Raw genomic sequence first — 17,845 nt, forward strand, 5'->3', positions numbered from 1 at the left:
CGTATCGTTAAACCATGCAGTATAGCGCCAGCGTCAGGTCGCCTGCTTGGTCGGCATCGGGTTCACGCGCGGCGGCAAAGGCGGCCATGGCTACAGGTCCCACAGCTCGCCGTTGGGATTGGTGCGCGGCGGCGTGACCCCGAAGTGCTTGTAGGCCGCCGGCGTGGCGACGCGGCCGCGCGGCGTGCGCTGCAGATAGCCTTGCTGGATCAGATACGGTTCCAGCACGTCCTCGATGGTGTCGGCCGCCTCGCCGATGGCGGCGGCCAGGTTGCCGATGCCGACCGGGCCGCCGCCGAATTTGTACAGCACCGCTTCCAGCAGCTTGCGGTCCATCACGTCGAAGCCGACGGTGTCCACGTCCAGCATCACCAGCGCGGCGGCGGCGACGTCGCGCGTGATGTCGCCGTTGCCCTTCACCTCCGCGTAGTCGCGCACGCGGCGCAGCAGGCGGTTGGCGATACGCGGCGTGCCGCGCGCGCGGCGGGCGATTTCGGCCGCGCCTTCCACGTCCATGCTGGCCTTGAGCAGCGCGGCGCTGCGGCTGACGATCTTGGTCAGTTCCGGCACGGTGTAGAACTCCAGCCGCGCCACGATGCCGAAGCGGTCGCGCAGCGGATTGGTCAGCATGCCGGCGCGCGTGGTGGCGCCCACCAGCGTGAAGGGCTGCAGGTCCAGCTTGACGGAACGCGCCGCCGGGCCTTCGCCTATCATGATGTCGATCTGGTAGTCCTCCAGCGCCGGGTACAGGATCTCCTCCACCACCGGCGACAGGCGGTGGATCTCGTCGATGAACAGCACGTCGTTCGCTTCGAGGTTGGTGAGGATGGCGGCCAGGTCGCCCGGGCGCTCCAGCACCGGGCCGGAAGTCTGGCGCAGGTTCACGCCCATTTCGCGCGCAATGATGTTGGCCAGCGTGGTCTTGCCCAGGCCCGGGGGACCGAACAGCAAAGTGTGGTCCAGCGCTTCCTTGCGCTTGCGCGCGGCCGAGATGAAGATCTCCAGCTGGTCGCGGATCTTGGCCTGCCCGACATATTCATCGAGGTGCTTGGGGCGCAGGGCGCGTTCGATCGCCTCTTCATTGGGCGAAGACGGCGCCGCGTCGATGATGCGCTGTTCGGTGAAATCGTCGGTCTGGATGCTCATTGATTAACCTTTGGACAGCGCTTTCAGCGCCTGCTTGATGCCGTCCGACACGCCGGCGCCGGCGGGAACGGTCTTCAGCGCCAGCAGCGCTTCCTTGTCAGAATACCCCAAAGCGATCAGCGCGTTCAGGATGTCGGACTGGGAGTCGTGCACCGGATGCGCGCCGCCCGCGCCGAGGTCCGCGCCCAGCTTGCCTTTCAGCTCCAGCAGCAGGCGTTCGGCGGTTTTCTTGCCGATGCCGGGCACTTTCACCAGGCGGCCCGATTCCTGCAGCGTGACGGCTTGCGCCAGGTCCGCAATCGACATGCCGGACAGGATGGACAGCGCCATGCGCGCGCCGATGCCGCTGATCTTGATCAGCTGGCGGAACACGGCGCGTTCCTCGGCATTGCCGAAGCCGAACAGCAGGTGCGCGTCTTCGCGGATGGCCTGGTGGGTGAACAGCACCACCTTCTCGCCCACACCGGGCAGGTTGTAGAAGGTGCTCATGGGCACATCCACTTCGTAGCCTACGCCTTGCACGTCAACCAGCAGTTGCGGGGGATTTTTTTCAAGCAGGAGGCCGGAGAGACGTCCGATCATGGGTGGTAACCTTTGTTTGTGGGTTTAATCGACCAGGCGGCCGCGGCGCATGCGCAGGCCGGCCAGCGGGCTGGCCGCCGTGCCGCCCGCCAGGCTGATCAGCGCCAGCGCGTCGCAGCTGTTGGCATGGCAGATGGCCACGCCGAGCGCGTCGGCGGCGTCCGAACCGGGCAAGCCGGGCAGCGCCAGCAGGCGCGCCACCATGTCCTGCACCTGGGCCTTGTCGGCCTTGCCGGTGCCGACCACGGCCTGCTTGAGCTGGGTGGGCGAATATTCCGCCACGCTCAGGCCGTTGCTGACCAGCGCGCAGATGGCGGCGCCGCGCGCCTGGCCCAGCAGCAGGGTCGACTGGGGATTGACGTTGACGAAGACTTTTTCGATGGCGGAGCAGTCCGGCTGGTAGGTGGCCGCCACTTCGCTCACGCCGTCCAGGATGACTTTCAGGCGGGCCGGCAGATCGCCTTCGCCGGACTTGATGGTGCCGGACGCGATATAGCGCAGCTTCGCGCCCTGTTTGTGGATGACGCCAAAGCCGGTGGTGCGCAAACCTGGGTCGATGCCGAGAATAATCATGCTCGGATTGTACATCAACAACATGGCTGGCAAGCAGCAAAAGCTGTATATAAGCACAGTGCAATAAAAAACGGGGCCGGCCAGGTTTCCCTGTCCGGCCCCGCTTGATCAACGCTTACGGCGGATTAATGGCGGAAGTGGCGGGTGCCGGTGTACAGCATCACCACGCCGCGCTCGTCGGCGGCGTCGATCACTTCCTGGTCGCGCATGGAACCGCCCGGCTGGATCACGCAGGTCGCGCCCGCGTCCACCACCACGTCCAGGCCGTCGCGGAACGGGAAGAAGGCGTCCGACGCCACGACCGAACCGGTCAGCGTCAGGCCGGCGTTCTGCGCCTTGATGGAAGCGATGCGCGCGGAGTCGATGCGGCTCATCTGGCCCGCGCCCACGCCCAGCGTCATGTTATTGCCGCAGAAGACGATGGCGTTGGACTTGACGTACTTGGCCACGCGCCAGGCGAACATCAGGTCCTGCAGCTGCTGCTGGGTAGGCTGCAGCTTGGTCACCACTTTCAGGTCCGCCAGCAGCACGTTCTTCGAGTCGGCCGACTGCACCAGCAGGCCGCCGCCCACGCGCTTGAAGTCCATCGCGTTGACGCCGTTGCCCAGCGGGATTTCCAGCAGGCGCACGTTCTGCTTGGCCGACAGGATCTGCTTGGCTTCGGCGGTGAACGACGGTGCGATCAGCACTTCCACGAACAGCTTGGCCAGCTCGGTGGCGGCGGCGCCGTCCACTTCCACGTTGAAGGCGATGATGCCGCCGAAGGCCGAGGTCGGGTCGGTCTGCAGCGCGCGCTTGTAGGCGTCGGCCGCGTTGGCGCCCAGCGCCACGCCGCACGGATTGGCGTGCTTGACGATCACGCAGGCTGCGCTCTGGTCGAAGCCGCCCATCGATTTCACGCACTCCCACGCGGCGTCCGCGTCGGCGATGTTGTTGTACGACAGTTCCTTGCCCTGCAGCTGGGTGTAGCTCGCCAGCGCGCCGGCCACCGGCGCCAGGTCGCGGTAGAACGCGGCGGACTGGTGCGGGTTTTCGCCGTAGCGCATGTCCTGCACTTTTTCAAAGTGCGCGTTCAGCGTTTGCGGGTAGGCGGCGCGGTTGGCGTGCGAACGGTCCGGACCCAGGCTGCTCAGGTAGCTGGCGATGGCGCCGTCGTACTGCGCGGTGTGCGCGTACACCTTCTTGGCCAGCATGAAGCGGGTTTCGTAGGACACATAGCCCGGCGCGTTGTCGGTGGTCTTCATCTCGGCGAGCACCTGGCCGTAGTCGGCCGGGTCGCAGATCACTACCACGTCCTTGTGGTTCTTGGCCGACGAGCGCAGCATGGCCGGGCCGCCGATGTCGATGTTCTCGATCGCGTCGTCCAGCGTGCAGCTGTCCTTGGCCACGGTGGCCTGGAAGGGGTACAGGTTGACCACCACCATGTCGATGGTGGGGATGCCGTGCTCTTCCAGCTTGGCCATGTGCTCGGGGAAATCGCGGCGCGCCAGGATGCCGCCGTGGACTTTCGGGTGCAGCGTCTTCACGCGGCCATCCAGCATTTCCGGGAAGCCGGTGTAGTCGGCCACTTCGGTCACGGGCACGCCATTGTCGGCCAGCAACTTGGCGGTGCCGCCGGTGGACAGGATGTTGACGCCCATGGCGGACAGGGCGCGGGCGAAGTCCAGAACGCCGGTCTTGTCGGAAACGGAGATGAGAGCTTGTTTAATCATGGCTGTGGCTAGGTTGTTGAGTATTCTGTGGGACAAAGGATCAACTCACCGGCCGCACAGGCCGGTCACAGCCATGCAAGCCGGGACGTCAGCGGACCTTACAGCAGGCCGTGCTCCTGCAATTTCTTTCGCAGGGTATTGCGGTTGATGCCCAGCATCTGCGCGGCATGCGACTGGTTGCCGTCGGCGCGGGTCATCACGACTTCGAGGATGGGACGTTCCACGGTCAGCACGACCATGTCATAGATGTTCGACGCCTGCTGCTCGCCCAAATCGTTGAAGTAATCTTCCAGCGATTTCTGGACGACTTCCTGAATGCTTTCTTTGCTCATTTTTATATATTTCTGCTAATTGATCTGCCACGCTGGCGCCGCTCAGGCCGCCAGCATTTCTTCGGCGAGGCGGTATTGTAACCGCTCGCCATACTTCCATTGCGATTCGAAAAATTCTTTAACCGACTGCAACTGTTCCTGCGTGGACTCCAGGCGGTTCATGCGCTGGCGGAATTCCTCGCCGCCTTCCAGGTCGCGCACATACCAGCCGATGTGCTTGCGCGCCGTCAGCATGCCCTTGCGTTCGCCATAAAAAGCGTAGTGCGCCTGCAGGTGTTCATCCATCAGCTGGGCCACTTCGGCCACCAGCGGCGCGGGCAGATGGGTGCCGGTGCGCAGATAATGGTCGATCTCGCGGAAAATCCACGGGCGGCCCTGGGCGGCGCGGCCCACCATGACGGCGTCGGCGCCGGTCTGGTCGAGCACGAAGCGGGCTTTTTCCGGGGAAGTGATGTCGCCGTTGGCCACCACCGGGATGCCGACCGCGGCCTTCACGGCGGCAATGGTGTCGTACTCGGCGTCGCCGGTGTAGCCGTCGGCGCGGGTGCGGCCGTGCAGGGTCAGCATCTGGATGCCGGCCTGCTCGGCGATGCGGGCGATGCGCAGCGCGTTCTTGTTTTCGCGGTCCCAGCCGGTGCGGAATTTCAGCGTCACCGGCACGTCCACCGCGCCCACCACCGCGTGCAGGATGCGCTCGACCAGGTCCTCGTGCGGCAGCAGGGCCGAACCGCACCAGTTGTTGCACACCTTCTTGACCGGGCAGCCCATATTGATGTCGATAATCTGTGCGCCTTTGTCAACATTGTGCTTGGCGCACTCGGCCAGTTCCTGCGGATCGGAGCCGGCGATCTGCACCGCCTTCGGTTCCATCTCGCCGGCATGGTCGAGCCGGCGCGCGCTCTTTTCCGAAGCCCACACGCGCGGATTCGAGGCCGCCATTTCCGACACCGCATACCCGGCGCCCAGCTCCTTGCAGAGCTGGCGGTAAGGCCTGTCCGTCACGCCCGCCATAGGGGCGACGAAGACATTGTTACGGAGGATATGCGGACCGATTTGCACTGGGTAAGCCTGAAAATGAACGGGGAAACCGTCTATTCTAACCGAAGGACTGCTCAAATAATAAGCACTATTTAATCTGAGCGGCGTGACTAAGCATCTTGGCGGTTATGAACGCTCGTTTTCCTTGAGGAAATTATAAGCACGCACGTACTTGACATCCAGCCAAGCTGAGCCGCATTGGGGGTCAGACCCCGAATGCGGCTCAGCTTGGTCGGCTGGCGATAAGTTGACGATGTTGTCGAAAAACGAAGGACGCCATAAACGGGCTCAGCCGCATTTGGGGTCAGACCCCGAATGCGGCTCAGCTTGGCTGGGTTCTTGGACGGCTTAAACGATGTCGTCGAGGACCAGCTGTTCGAGGTGGGCGGTTTCGCCCCAGCTTTGCAGCGCCAGCTTGCCGTTGGCGAAAGTGAACCGGTTGATGCCGGCATTCTTGACCTGGAAGTCGCGCGGGCTCTCCAGCGTCATGCCGTTGGCGGCGCGGTAGGCGCATTCCAGCACGCCGCCGTGGGCGACGATGGCGATGGTCTGGCCGGGGTGGCGCTCGGCCCAGGCGGCGATGCCTTCCGTGCAGCGCTGGTAGAACTGGCGGAAACTTTCCGCCACCCGCACACCGGCCGGCGGCACGGCGTCGATGTCGCGCGCCTGCCAGGCGGCGAACTCGGCCGGATAAGTCCGTTCAATGTCGGCGTACAGCATGCCTTCGAACACGCCATAGCAGCGCTCGCGCAGCTGCACGTCCTGCTGCACGGTGCGGCCCGGGCCGGCCACCGCCTGCGCGGTCTGCAGCGCGCGCTGCAAATCGCTGGAGATAATGGCGTGCAGCGGCTCGGCGGCCAGCGCGCGCGCCAGGGCGTCGGCCTGGCGCTGCCCTTCCTGGTTCAAGGGAATGTCGATGTGGCCTTGCAGGCGGCGCACGGCGTTCCACGCCGTTTCGCCGTGGCGTATCAATAAAATGCTGGTAGTCATGTAAGCCTGGTTAGCGCGCCTGAGGATACAGGCTGTAGACGCCGATGATTTGTGCTTCGTCCAGTATGTGTCCGCGCATGGCGGCGCAGGCCTGCTGGCCGGTGAATCGCCCCTCGACGGGCAGGCGCGGCACATCCAGCGCATACAGCCGGAACACATAATGGTGCGCCAGCAAGTCGTTCCACGGCGGGCAGGGACCATCATAACCGAAATAGTCGCCCGCCATGGCCGGGTCCCCCGCGAACCAGCCGGTGTAGTCGTTCAGGCCCTGGCGCAGAGCATGGCTGGCGCCGTCCAGCACCGCCAGCTCGACGTCCGGCCCGGGCTTGCCCCCGGCCGCTACGCCATCGGCCAGCAGGCCGGCTGGGATGGCGCCCAGCGACGGCGGCATGTCGGCCAGCGCCCAATGGAAGAAGTCGGCGCGCTCGTCGGAGGCGTCCAGGGTCTGGCCTTCCTGGTTGACCTTGGCCGCGTCGGCCGGGGCGTCGCCGTCTATGCACAGCAGCAGCAGCGACTGGGTGCCGTTCGGCACCTCGCTCCAGGCCAGGTGCGGGTTGCGGTTGGCCGCCAGGCGGATGCCGCCCTGCGGGTCCGGCTCGGCAAAGGCAAACTCGGCGGGGATGACGCCGCCGTTCTTGAAAGAATCACTCCACAGTTTCACCGCCGCCTCCGCTTTATGGTTTCTTCGGTTCGACCTGCAGCCAGAACGTGACCGGGCCGTCATTCGTCAGCGACACCTTCATGTCGGCGCCGAAGCGGCCGGTGGCCACTTGTGCATGCTTGAGCCTGGCCTGGCTCACGAAGTACTCGAACAGCCGCGCGCCGTCGGCCGGCGCGGCGGCCGGCGTGAACGAGGGACGCGTGCCGGACTTGGTGTCCGCCGCCAGCGTGAACTGCGGCACCAGCAGCAGGCCGCCGGCCACGTCGGTCACGCTGCGGTTCATCTTGCCCGCCTCGTCCGCGAACACGCGGTAGCCCAGCAGCTTCGCCAGCAGGGCGTCCGCCTCCTTCTCGGTGTCGCCGCGCTCGGCGCACACCAGCACCATCAGGCCGGCGTCGATGGCGCCGACCAGCGCGCCATCGACCACCACGGCCGCGCTGCTGACCCGCTGCAGCAGCCCTATCATGCCGTCAAGGTGACGCGCGCGAACTTGCGCTTGCCCACTTGCAGCACGAACGTGCCGGCGTCCAGCTTCAGCGCCTTGTCGCTGATGACCGTGCCGTCCACGCGCACGCCGCCCTGGTCCACCATGCGCGTCGCTTCCGACACGGAGGCGCACAGGTTGGACTGCTTGAGCAGCTGGGCGATGCCGGCCGGCGCGCCGGCCAGGGTGATTTCCGGCACGTCGTCCGGAATGCCGCCCTTGGAACGGTTGACGAAGTCGGCCAGCGCGTCCTCGGCCGCCTGGCGCGAGTGGAAGCGCTCGACGATTTCCTGCGCCAGCGCCACCTTGGCGTCGCGCGGATTGCCGCCCTGCTCCACCGCCTTCTTCAGCGCAGCTACCTCTTCGATCGATTTCCACGACAGAAGTTCGTAGTAGCGCCACATCATCACGTCGGAAATACTCATGATCTTGGCGAACATGTTATTGCCCGGCTCGGTGATGCCGATGTAGTTGTTCTTCGATTTGGACATTTTTTCAACGCCGTCCAAACCTTCCAGCAGCGGCATGGTCAAAATGCACTGAGGCTCCTGGTCCCAGTCCTTTTGCAGCTCGCGGCCCACCAGCAGGTTGAATTTCTGGTCGGTGCCCCCCAGCTCCAGGTCGGCCTTCAGGGCCACCGAGTCGTAGCCCTGCATCAGCGGATAGAGGAACTCGTGCACGGAAATCGGCGTGCCGTTCTTGAAGCGCTTGGTGAAGTCGTCGCGCTCCATCATGCGCGCCACGGTGTAGCGCGAGGCCAGCTGTATCATGCCGCGCGCGCCAAGCGGGTCGCACCACTCGGAGTTGTAGCGGATTTCGGTCTTGGCCGGATCCAGCACCAGCGAGGCTTGCTTGAAGTAAGTGGCGGCGTTGGCTTCGATCTGCTCGCGCGTCAGCGGCGGACGGGTGGCGTTGCGGCCGGACGGGTCGCCGATCATCGACGTGAAGTCGCCGATCAGGAAGATCACCTGGTGGCCCAGGTTCTGCAGCTGGCGCATTTTGTTCAGCACCACGGTATGGCCCAGGTGCAGGTCCGGCGCGGTCGGGTCCAGGCCCAGCTTGATGCGCAGCGGTACGCCGCTCTGTTCGGAACGCGCCAGCTTCTGCGCGAATTCGGTCTCGATCAGCAGCTCGTCGACGCCGCGTTTAGTGATGGCCAGGGCTTCCTGCACGCGGTCGGACAGCGGCAGAGCGGGTTGGGTTGCAGTTACCATAGGGGGAGCACAATTCTCGTGAAAATGTAGGATGAGTCCGATAGTTTGATATAATTCGCGATCCCATCAATCTTGCCGCATGAAAACTCGATAAGACGACAACTATAAAAATATCAAAGTTCGGAACAGTTCAAGCGGTAAATTTTAACTGATTGCATGAACCCTATAAACAAATTCACAAGCCAAGGCTTGGTCAACTTGCTAGGTTCGACGCGCAAGGCGCGCATCATGAGTGCATCGGCAATCTTTCTTGCTGTGTGCGCCTTTGGTGCGGCCGGCGTGGCTCCGCTAGCGCCAGACGCGGCGGACCTACCGGTCAAGTCGGTCTCCACCACCCTTGAACTTCCGAACATCTCCGCGCAAATCGGCGCCCTCGAGCAACAAGAATCCACCGAAAAATACGTCCACGAAGAACGCATCCGCGCCGGCGACACGCTGGCCGCGCTGATGACCCGTCTCGGCGTGGAAGACGACGCCGCCGAAACCTTCATCAAGAAGGACAAGGTCGCCAAAGGCGTCATGCAGCTGAAGACCGGCAAGAAGGTCCAGGCGCAGACCGACGAAAACGGCAACCTGGTGTGGCTGCGCGCCACCGTGGTGGACGGCAAGGACATTCCGGTCAAGAACATCCTGGTCAGCCGCAAGGGCGACGGCTTTGTCGCCAGCGAAGAAGCGGCCAAGCTGGAGCGCCGCGTGGAAATGCACACCCGCACCATCAACTCCTCGTCCCTGTACGCGGCCACCGACGCCAGCAACGACGGCGCCAAGCTGCCGGACTCCGTGGTGCGCCAGATCGTGGAAATGTTCTCCACCAATATCGACTTCCGCTCCGACCTGAAGCGCGGCGACCATTTCAACGTGGTCTACGAAACGTTCTGGCAAGACGGCGAATTTATCCGGGCGGGCCGCATCCTGGCAGGCGAATTCACCAACCGCGGCACCACCTACCAGTCGGTCTGGTTCGAAGACCCCAGCAGCAACCAGGGCGGCGGCTACTACAGCTTCGACGGCAAGTCCCTCAAAAAAGCCTTCCTGAAATCCCCCCTGGAATTCTCCCGCATCTCCTCCGGCTTCTCGATGCGCGTGCACCCCATCTCCGGCAACTGGAAAGCCCACAAAGGCATCGACTTCGCGGCCGCCACCGGCACCCCGATCCGCGCCTCCGGCGATGGCGTGGTGGACTTCGCCGGCACGCAAGGCGGCTACGGCAACCTGGTGGTGCTCAAGCATTGGGCCAACTACACCACCGCCTACGCCCACATGAGCCGCTTCGCGCCGGGCGTGAAAAAAGGCAGCAAGGTCAGCCAGGGCGACGTGATCGGCTATGTCGGCACCACGGGCTGGTCCACCGGCGCCCACCTGCACTACGAGTTCCGAGTCGGCGGCGAAGCCAAGGATCCGAACAAGCTCAACGTGCAAGCGCAAGCGCCGCTGACCGCGGCCGAGCTGAACCGCTTCAAGACCGTCTCCGGCGACATGATGCACCGCTTCGCGCTGCTGCGTCCGACCAACGCCAACGCCTCCAGCCTGGCCGCCAAATAAGCCGACGTGCTCGGTCTCGACGGCGCCCTCAGGCGCCGTTTTTTCGCCCAAGCAAAAAGGGGTCAGGGTTAATATTGCAAGCAATATTAACCCTGACCCCTTTTTCGCTGGGCTGAGGCACAATAGCGGCACACTATTGGAGGATGTTGATGAGCCTGTATATCGGTTTGATGTCGGGGACCAGCCTGGATGGGGTAGACGGCGTGCTGGTGGATTTCTGGGGCGGCGCGGCGCGCACCATGGCGGCGGCCTATGTGCCGTTTCCGCCGGCGCTGCGCGAGGAGCTGATGGCGCTGCAGGCGGCCAGCCCGAATGAGCTGGAGCGCGAGGCGCTGGCGGCCAATACGCTGGCGGAATATTACGCGCAGTGCGTGGCCGAGGTGCTGGCGCAGACCGAAATGAAGCCGGCCGATGTGCGCGCCGTCGGTTCGCACGGCCAGACCATACGCCATCGCCCGGAACTGGGCTTTACGCGCCAGACCGGCAACCCCGCGCTGCTGGCCGAGCTGTGCGGCATCGACGTGGTGGCGGACTTCCGCAGCCGCGACGTGGCCGCCGGCGGCCAGGGCGCGCCGCTGGTGCCGGCTTTCCACCAGGCCATGTTCAGCGTGCCGGGCAAGACGCGCGTGGTGGCCAATATCGGCGGCATCGCCAATATCAGCGTGCTGCGCGGCGACGGCAAGGCCACCGGCTTTGATACCGGCCCCGGCAATGTGCTGATGGATAAGTGGATCGCCCGCCACCAGGGCAAGGCGTATGACGCCGACGGCGCCTGGGCCGCGTCCGGCACCGTGATCCAGCCGCTGCTGGACGCCATGCTGCGCGAGCCTTACTTCGCCCTGCCCGCGCCGAAAAGCACGGGCCGCGATCTGTTCCACGGCGACTGGCTGGATGCGCAGCTGGCGCCGTTCGCCTCGGCCGCGCCGCAGGATGTGCAGGCGACCTTGACCCAGCTGACCGTGCTGTCGCTGGCGCAGGCGATCAAGGAGCATGCGCCCAGGACGGAGACGGTGTATATCTGCGGCGGCGGCGCCTACAACGGCGTGCTGATGCGCAATCTTGCGGTGGAATTGGGCGTACCGGTGGAATCGACCGACGCGCTGGGCGTGGAACCGAACCGGATGGAGGCGCTGGCTTTCGCCTGGCTGGCCTTCCGCTTCAATGAGCGGCTGGCGGGGAATCTGCCTGCCGTGACCGGAGCACGGGGCGAACGGGTGCTGGGCGCGCTGTATCCGCGCTGAAAACGGCGGGCTGGCGCGTAGCGCGCCGCCCGCCAGTCCGTCTTAGGCCGAGAACGACGAACCGCAACCGCAGGTCGAGGTGGCGTTCGGATTCTTGATGACGAATTGCGCGCCTTCCAGGTCGTCCTTGTAGTCGATTTCCGCGCCGATCAGGTACTGGTAGCTCATGGAGTCGATCAGCAGCTGCACGCCGTTCTTGTCCATGGTGGTGTCGTCTTCGTTGACGATTTCATCAAACGTGAAACCGTACTGGAAGCCCGAGCAGCCGCCACCCTGCACGAATACGCGCAGTTTCAGGTCTGGATTGCCCTCTTCTTCGATCAGTTGCGCAACTTTCTGCGCGGCGCTGTCGGTGAATACGATAGGGACCGGGATTACTTCGTCTTGCACTTCGGCTACTGCATTCATGTGCTACTCCTAAAAATTCATACGGCCATTATAGACCTTAGTCCGGACTCATGCTGTCAAGGCTTGATTTCCTGTACCGGCTTTGGTTCCGGGGCAACAATTTTTGCTTCCTGGCCCGGCAGCGGCAAGCCGGCTTTCTTGACGATGGCCTGCAGCGCGTCGCGCTCGGCGGTCATTTGCGCCAGTTCGGCCTGCACCTGCGCCAGCTGCTGCTCCGGCGTGGGCGCGCCCCGGCTGGCGCCAAAGATGCGTCCGCCCAAGTCCACGCCCCACACCAGCAGCACGCCGGCCAGCGCCAGCACCACGGCCACGCCGGCGATGCGCGCCAGCAGCGGCGCCTTGCGTTCCACCAGGACGGTGGGCGGCGCCGAGGCGCCGCTGCCCTGCCATTTTTTCGCCACTGTTTATGGCATCAGGGCGATGTTGTCCAGGCCCATGCCTTCTTCCAGGCCGAACATCAGGTTCATGCACTGCACGGCCTGGCCGGATGCGCCCTTGACCAGATTGTCCTGCACCACCAGCACGATGACGGTGTTGCCGTTGTCCGGACGGTGCAGCGCCAGGCGCAGCGTGTTGGCGCCGCGCGTGCTGCGGGTTTCCGGGTGCGAGCCGAACGGCATCACGTCCACGAAGGGCTGGTCCTTGTAGGCGTCTTCGAACAGCGCCTGCAGTTCCTCATTCGTCACGTCCTTGGTCAGGCGCGCGTACAAGGTGGAGTGCATGCCGCGTATCATCGGCACCAGGTGGGGCGTGAAGATCAGGTTGACCTTGCCGCTGCTGAAACGCTGCAGCTGGGCCACCGTCTCCGGCGTGTGGCGGTGGCCGGACACGCCGTAGGCCTTGAAGTTGTCGCTCGATTCGGAGAACAGGATGCCGATCTCGGCCTTGCGGCCGGCGCCGGACACGCCGGACTTGCAGTCGGCGATCAGGTTGCCCGCGTCGATGATGCCGGCCTTGAGCAGCGGCACAAAGCCCAGCTGCATGGTGGTCGGGTAGCAGCCCGGGTTGGCGATCAGCTTGGCGGCCTTGATGTCTTCGCGGTTCAGCTCCGGCAGGCCGTACACGGCCTCTTCGATCAGCTGCGGCGCGGTGTGCGGAATCTTGTACGTCTTTTCAAATACGGCCTGGTCCTTGATGCGGAAGTCCGCCGCCAGGTCGATCACTTTCACGCCCGCCTTCAGCAGCGCCGGCGCCTGCTCCATGGCCACGCCGTGCGGGGTGGCGAAGAACACCACGTCGCACTGGGCCAGGTCGACCTTGTCCGGCGCCGAAAACGCCAGCTTGACGCGGCCGCGCAGGGAAGGATACATGTCAGCCACCGGCAAGCCGTCCTCTTTGCGCGACGTAATCGCCGTCAGCTGCACTTGAGGGTGGACGGCCAACAATCGCAGCAGTTCCACTCCGGTGTATCCGGTGCCGCCGACGATGCCAACTTTGATCATGTTCTTTCCTTGGGAGTTAAATAAAGAGGGGACGCCCATTTTAGCAGGGCTGAAAAAAAGCCGCCCGGCGTACCGGGCGGCTTTCTCGCCAGCATGCGCCGTAGCGCACGCTGTAGGAAGCAAATTAACGCTTCGAGAATTGCTTTGCGCGACGTGCTTTGCGCAGACCAACTTTTTTACGCTCAACTTCGCGAGCATCGCGAGTGACGAAGCCGGCACGTGCCAGGTCGCCCTTCAGAGCTGCATCGTAGTCGATCAGTGCGCGGGTGATGCCGTGACGAACAGCACCAGCCTGGCCGGACTCGCCGCCGCCGTGTACGTTGACTTTGATGTCGAAACGCTCAACGTTGCCGGTCAGTTCCAGTGGTTGACGGATTACCATCAGGCCGGTTTCGCGGGAGAAGTACTCAGCCGCTGGCTTGCCGTTAACGATGATTTGGCCAGTGCCTGCCTTGATGAACACGCGAGCCACTGCACTCTTGCGACGGCCGGTGCCGTAGTTGTAGTTACCGATCATGTCAGTTCCTTAGATTTCGAGTGCTTTAGGTTGCTGAGCAGCGTGTGGGTGCGAACCCTCGGCGTATACTTTCAGCTTCTTGATCATGGCGTAGCCCAGTGGGCCTTTAGGCAGCATGCCCTTGACAGCCTTTTCGAGAGCACGGCCTGGGAAACGCTGTTGCATTTTCAGGAAGTTGGTCTCGTAGATGCCGCCTGGGTAGCCCGAGTGACGGTAGTAGGTCTTCTCGGTTGCTTTGGTACCGGTCACGCGCAGTTTGCCTGCGTTGATGATGACGATGAAGTCACCGGTGTCGACGTGAGGGGTGAACTCTGGCTTATGCTTGCCGCGCAGTCGGCGTGCCACTTCGCTGGCAACACGGCCGAGGACTTTGTCCGTCGCGTCAATCACGAACCAATCGCGCTGGACTTCATGGCCCTTAGCGGAAAAAGTTTTCATGTTATGACTTTCTGTGAAAGATAAAAACGCTCATCTGGTGGTTCCGCCCCGGTGTTGCAGCGGACGCATCCTTGTTGTTTACTTTCCCTGAGCGAACGGGAAAGCCGGCAAGTATAACCCCGGCCGGCCATGTCCGTCAAGCTGACTTTGGGTTGGCGGGACATTGAGGTCCGTACGCCTGGCGCTGCCGGCAAGTGCGCTCGGCCTCACGCAAAGTCTTCAGCAAATCCAAACGGAACACCCGATCTCACCAGGAGTCGACGTATCATCGCCTCCTCTACCGTTTGTATGGCTGATTAAAATATCTGAAGCGCAAAGCCCGTTACCATCAAAACCATCCCAATCGTCGCCAACAAGGAAAACCAAACTGGACTATCCACTTTCTGAACAGAAGATAAGTTCTGGTTGCGGATATGCCAAAGTGCAAGCACATCATCGGTGCCACACAAGGCGACGTAAATCGAAAATCCGATATTGACCAAGCCATGTCCAGGCCTGCCGCCAAGGACAGAAGCAAGCCCGAAATATAAAATAAAAATTGCAAGCACTCGAAGGAAAACTTTGCAAATGATGGTCTTATTCATTTTCAGAAAGGTTTTGATTTCAAGGCAATAGCCAGCACCAAGGTATCGCAAGCGAACAACAAATACAACTACATGCTTATTCAATAACCATATACGTTCACGACGTTGAAGGTGGTGTCCGGCACGTACACATTCCCCTTGTGCGCATAGATAAAGAAGGGCATCCACACGCCGCCCGCCTCCGGGTATTTCTTGAACACCAGGTCGCCGGTCTTGTAGGTCAGCGTGTTTTCGCCGATCTTGAACACCTTCAGCGCGCGGTTCACCAGGTCGTTGACGATGAGGTTGTCGTCCTCGTCTATGCACAGGCTGGCCGGCAGGTAGAATTTTTCATAATCTTGCTCCAGGTCGTCGCAATAACCGGCCTCGCCGTAGCTCCACAGGCTCTTGCCGTCGCGGTCGAACACGCGGATGCAGTTGTTGAACTGGTCGCACACGAACAGGCGGTCCTGCGAATCCACATCCATATCGCACGGGGTGAACGAGGCCAGCGGCTTGCCGTCCTCTTCCCACACGAAATTCCTGACGAAGCTGACGATGCCGGTGGCCTGCAGCTGCCACTGCGAGATGCGGTTGTTGAGCGAGTCGGCGATATAGATTTCGCCGTGGCTGTTGACCGTGATGCCCTGCGGCGCCTTCAAAGTGCCCTCGCCGCCCACGCCTTCGCGCCCGAAAGGCACGCCGTAGTTCAGCAAATGCCCGTTCGGCCCGTACTGGTACATGGACACCGTGCACATATTGAAGTTGGTGATGAAGATCAGCGGCGTGCCGGGGCAGACCTGACCCAGCAGCGGCTGCGACGGGTAGTAGGCCGTCATGGCGATGTCGCCGGGCGTGAAGAAGCCGCGCACCATGTCCTGCAATTGCGCGTAGGGATTGACGGCGGTGTTGAAGGTCTTCAGGCACCAGTTGCCGGAATCGATGTTGTACGAGGACGTGCCCACATGGGCCAGCGGGTCCAGCCCGGCGGGCTTGAGCACGTGGTTGTACCAGTACTGGTAGACGCCGGCCGTGGTCTTGGCCCAGCCGTCCCACCAGTTATTGCTGGGCAGGACGCCATCCCCTTTGCGGTTGGGGTCGACGCGGATCACCGAGGTCATGCAATTGAACTGCGAGGTGGCCAGGGCGCGGGAGGCGTTGTCGCGGCGGTGGCCCACGCTGTCGAGCAGCACGGCCACGGTGGGCAGGCTGTCGTCGATGATGTTGATGCTCACGTGCAGCACCGTCGAGGCGAACGGCTCGCTGATGTAATAGGTGTTCTTTTCCTTGCCGGCGCAGATCTGGTAGGGGCCGACGAAGACGCGGTCTTCCAGCGCGCCGTAGATCAGGTCGGTATAGGAATGCACAGGCTCGGGCTCGTGGTTCCACATGGGCAGCATGCCCATCACCTTCTCCTGCAGCTTGCCTTCCGGGTTGTAGACCATGATGGAGTTTTCCACCTGGCCCGGCACGAAAACGTAGTCGTCGATCACGCACACCGAGCGCATCACATTGAACTTGCCGATGCCGGTGGGCTGGCCGAAGCCGTGCAGCAGCGCGGTTTCCCGGGTGGCCTGCACGGTTTCGTTCTTGATGGGCCAGGCGGTATCGATCTTCAGGATTTCGTAGTAGCCGGTGTTGGCCAGGTAGAGGTTGCCTTTCGAGTCGCTGGCCAGGCCTTGCGGCCACAGCAGCTCGTGGGTGCTGTTTTGGTCTTGCACGGCGCGGAACTGCAGCACGAAGTCGCCCGCCAGCGTGAATTTCACGCAGCGGCTGCGCACGTCGCCCGCGGTGTGGAAGAACTCGTCGGCCACGTAGATGTAGTGCTCGCCGTCCGCCTCCTTGATCACGGTGATGCCGTTGGGGTCGGACAGCGGCAAAAAGTTCTTGCTGGCGACGTTGCCGAAGGCGAACTGGAAGTCCGCGCTGTGCTCATCGTACTCGAACGCCACCACGCGGCCGTTGCCCATGTCGGTGCAGTACATGATGTCGTCGCTGGGGTGAGGGCACAGGTGGAAGGGCATGAGCAGGCGCTGGTCCAGGCCGGTGCTGCCCGGGACGCCGTCGATCACGTGCAGCAGCGTGCCGAAGTCGGCCGTGAAGACCAGCACGCGGCTGTTGCCGGTGTCGCACACCCAGACGTGGTTGTAGTTGTCGCGCGCAACGCCAACCGGGGAATTCATGGTGAAGTCGTCCGGCAGCTCGCCGCTCTTGGTCATGCCGGGCAAGGCCAGCTCGCCGTAGTGGCACAGGTGCTTGAAACCGGTCTCGGATGCAGTCATGTTGTTCATGGTTACCTACCTGTATAAAAAAGGATGAAAGCAGGGATAGAAGGAGAAGCGGACGCGCATCAGTATGCGAGATTGCGTGGTTCACGGCAATAATTATGTTGCAGTGCATTGCAGATGAATATCCACTGGGGATTTACTGTTTTGCAGCGGAAGATGCGGCACCGCAACAAAACAACGGCACCGGCGCAAAGCGCGGCCGGCTTTGCTCCATTACAATAGTGGCAAAGTTTTTTTACGGAGAGATGAAATGGAATGCAAAGTCAGCTGGAACGGCCCGTCCGGGATGAGTTTCTTGGCCCAGACCGGCTCCGGCCACCTGGTCAATATGGACGGCGCGCCGGAAGGCGGCGGCCACAACCTGGCGCCGCGCCCGATGGAAATGGTGTTGCTGGGCACGGGCGGCTGCACCGCCTATGACGTGGTGCTGATCCTGAAGCGCGGCCGCGAGGACGTGCGCGGCTGCGACGTGACGCTGAAGGCCGATCGCGCCGATACCGATCCGAAAGTGTTCACCAAGATCCATTTCCACTTCACCGTGACCGGCAAGAATCTCAAGCAGACCACGGTGGAACGCGCGGTGTCGCTGTCGCACGACAAGTACTGCTCGGCCTCCATCATGCTGGCCAAGACGGCCGAGATCACGCATTCCTACGAGATCGTGGAAGGCTGAG

At 62.9% G+C, this 17,845-nt stretch carries 20 protein-coding genes; 3 read left to right on the top strand and 17 right to left on the bottom strand.

All coding sequences use genetic code 11. The features are described 5' to 3' along the window. Positions 1–90 precede the first annotated feature (90 nt). The 10 genes from ruvB to tyrS form a co-directional block, all read right to left on the bottom strand. Positions 91–1,146: a Holliday junction branch migration DNA helicase RuvB gene (gene ruvB, locus AC07S4_RS09310; RefSeq protein ID WP_494986366.1), complete on the bottom strand. Its 1,056-nt coding sequence runs from the start codon at positions 1,144–1,146 to the stop codon at positions 91–93. Between the two features lie 3 nt (positions 1,147–1,149). Further along, a complete protein-coding gene (ruvA, locus tag AC07S4_RS09315; protein WP_494986367.1) occupies positions 1,150–1,728 on the bottom strand; it encodes a Holliday junction branch migration protein RuvA in 579 nt (192 codons plus the stop codon). Positions 1,729–1,752: 24 nt separating this feature from the next. Further along, positions 1,753–2,301 carry a crossover junction endodeoxyribonuclease RuvC gene (gene ruvC / locus AC07S4_RS09320; RefSeq protein WP_494986368.1) on the bottom strand — a complete coding sequence of 183 codons (549 nt, stop codon included), beginning with the start codon at positions 2,299–2,301 and terminating at the stop codon, positions 1,753–1,755. A gap of 125 nt (positions 2,302–2,426) precedes the next feature. After that, on the bottom strand, positions 2,427–4,013 hold the full coding sequence (gene purH, locus AC07S4_RS09325) for a bifunctional phosphoribosylaminoimidazolecarboxamide formyltransferase/IMP cyclohydrolase (RefSeq protein WP_494986369.1): 1,587 nt from the start codon (positions 4,011–4,013) through the stop codon (positions 2,427–2,429). 98 nt (positions 4,014–4,111) lie between these two features. Then, entirely contained in the window at positions 4,112–4,345 is a 234-nt protein-coding gene (locus tag AC07S4_RS09330; RefSeq protein ID WP_056398400.1) for a helix-turn-helix domain-containing protein, read from the bottom strand. Positions 4,346–4,387: 42 nt separating this feature from the next. Then, positions 4,388–5,404 (bottom strand): tRNA dihydrouridine synthase DusB, encoded by a 1,017-nt coding sequence (gene dusB, locus AC07S4_RS09335; protein WP_494986370.1) that lies wholly within the window; start codon positions 5,402–5,404, stop codon positions 4,388–4,390. A 327-nt stretch (positions 5,405–5,731) separates the two neighbouring features. Next, complete coding sequence (locus tag AC07S4_RS09340) at positions 5,732–6,373, bottom strand: histidine phosphatase family protein (RefSeq protein ID WP_494986371.1); 642 nt, start codon at positions 6,371–6,373, stop codon at positions 5,732–5,734. Between the two features lie 10 nt (positions 6,374–6,383). After that, a complete protein-coding gene (locus tag AC07S4_RS09345) occupies positions 6,384–7,034 on the bottom strand; it encodes a YbhB/YbcL family Raf kinase inhibitor-like protein (protein WP_494986372.1) in 651 nt (216 codons plus the stop codon). Positions 7,035–7,047: 13 nt separating this feature from the next. Continuing rightward, on the bottom strand, positions 7,048–7,500 hold the full coding sequence (gene dtd, locus AC07S4_RS09350; protein ID WP_494986373.1) for a D-aminoacyl-tRNA deacylase: 453 nt from the start codon (positions 7,498–7,500) through the stop codon (positions 7,048–7,050). After that, positions 7,497–8,732: a tyrosine--tRNA ligase gene (gene tyrS / locus AC07S4_RS09355; protein WP_494986374.1), complete on the bottom strand. Its 1,236-nt coding sequence runs from the start codon at positions 8,730–8,732 to the stop codon at positions 7,497–7,499. Before tyrS ends, dtd begins: the two co-directional genes overlap by 4 nt. A 156-nt stretch (positions 8,733–8,888) precedes the next feature. Here tyrS and AC07S4_RS09360 point away from each other — a divergent pair, with 156 nt between their 5' ends. Next, positions 8,889–10,274 carry a M23 family metallopeptidase gene (locus AC07S4_RS09360; RefSeq protein WP_494986375.1) on the top strand — a complete coding sequence of 462 codons (1,386 nt, stop codon included), beginning with the start codon at positions 8,889–8,891 and terminating at the stop codon, positions 10,272–10,274. A 149-nt stretch (positions 10,275–10,423) separates the two neighbouring features. After that, positions 10,424–11,515 (top strand): anhydro-N-acetylmuramic acid kinase, encoded by a 1,092-nt coding sequence (locus tag AC07S4_RS09365; RefSeq protein WP_494986376.1) that lies wholly within the window; start codon positions 10,424–10,426, stop codon positions 11,513–11,515. A gap of 42 nt (positions 11,516–11,557) precedes the next feature. On the opposite strand, the gene erpA is transcribed toward AC07S4_RS09365, so the two are convergent. From erpA to AC07S4_RS09400, 7 genes are all read right to left on the bottom strand, one after another. Beyond that, on the bottom strand, positions 11,558–11,923 hold the full coding sequence (erpA, locus tag AC07S4_RS09370) for an iron-sulfur cluster insertion protein ErpA (RefSeq protein ID WP_161071691.1): 366 nt from the start codon (positions 11,921–11,923) through the stop codon (positions 11,558–11,560). A gap of 56 nt (positions 11,924–11,979) precedes the next feature. Then, complete coding sequence (locus AC07S4_RS09375; protein ID WP_494986377.1) at positions 11,980–12,324, bottom strand: hypothetical protein; 345 nt, start codon at positions 12,322–12,324, stop codon at positions 11,980–11,982. Positions 12,325–12,327: 3 nt separating this feature from the next. Continuing rightward, positions 12,328–13,365, bottom strand: coding sequence for an N-acetyl-gamma-glutamyl-phosphate reductase (gene argC / locus AC07S4_RS09380; RefSeq protein ID WP_494986378.1), 1,038 nt, complete (start codon positions 13,363–13,365; stop codon positions 12,328–12,330). Positions 13,366–13,489: 124 nt separating this feature from the next. Next, positions 13,490–13,882: a 30S ribosomal protein S9 gene (rpsI, locus tag AC07S4_RS09385; RefSeq protein WP_056398368.1), complete on the bottom strand. Its 393-nt coding sequence runs from the start codon at positions 13,880–13,882 to the stop codon at positions 13,490–13,492. A gap of 9 nt (positions 13,883–13,891) precedes the next feature. Continuing rightward, on the bottom strand, positions 13,892–14,320 hold the full coding sequence (rplM, locus tag AC07S4_RS09390; protein ID WP_056398365.1) for a 50S ribosomal protein L13: 429 nt from the start codon (positions 14,318–14,320) through the stop codon (positions 13,892–13,894). Positions 14,321–14,616: 296 nt separating this feature from the next. Then, the gene (locus AC07S4_RS09395; RefSeq protein ID WP_494986379.1) at positions 14,617–14,988 is read right to left on the bottom strand and encodes a hypothetical protein; all 372 of its coding nucleotides are present in this window, start codon (positions 14,986–14,988) and stop codon (positions 14,617–14,619) included. Continuing rightward, entirely contained in the window at positions 14,985–17,174 is a 2,190-nt protein-coding gene (locus tag AC07S4_RS09400) for an NHL repeat-containing protein (protein ID WP_494986380.1), read from the bottom strand. The genes AC07S4_RS09395 and AC07S4_RS09400 overlap by 4 nt, the downstream gene beginning before the upstream one ends. 247 nt (positions 17,175–17,421) lie before the next feature. Between AC07S4_RS09400 and AC07S4_RS09405 the strand changes: the two genes are divergently transcribed. Beyond that, positions 17,422–17,844, top strand: coding sequence for an OsmC family protein (locus tag AC07S4_RS09405; RefSeq protein ID WP_494986381.1), 423 nt, complete (start codon positions 17,422–17,424; stop codon positions 17,842–17,844). The last annotated feature ends 1 nt before the right edge of the window (position 17,845 follow it).

It is taken from the genome of Pseudoduganella sp. GW821-FHT05F09 (genome assembly GCF_059419605.1).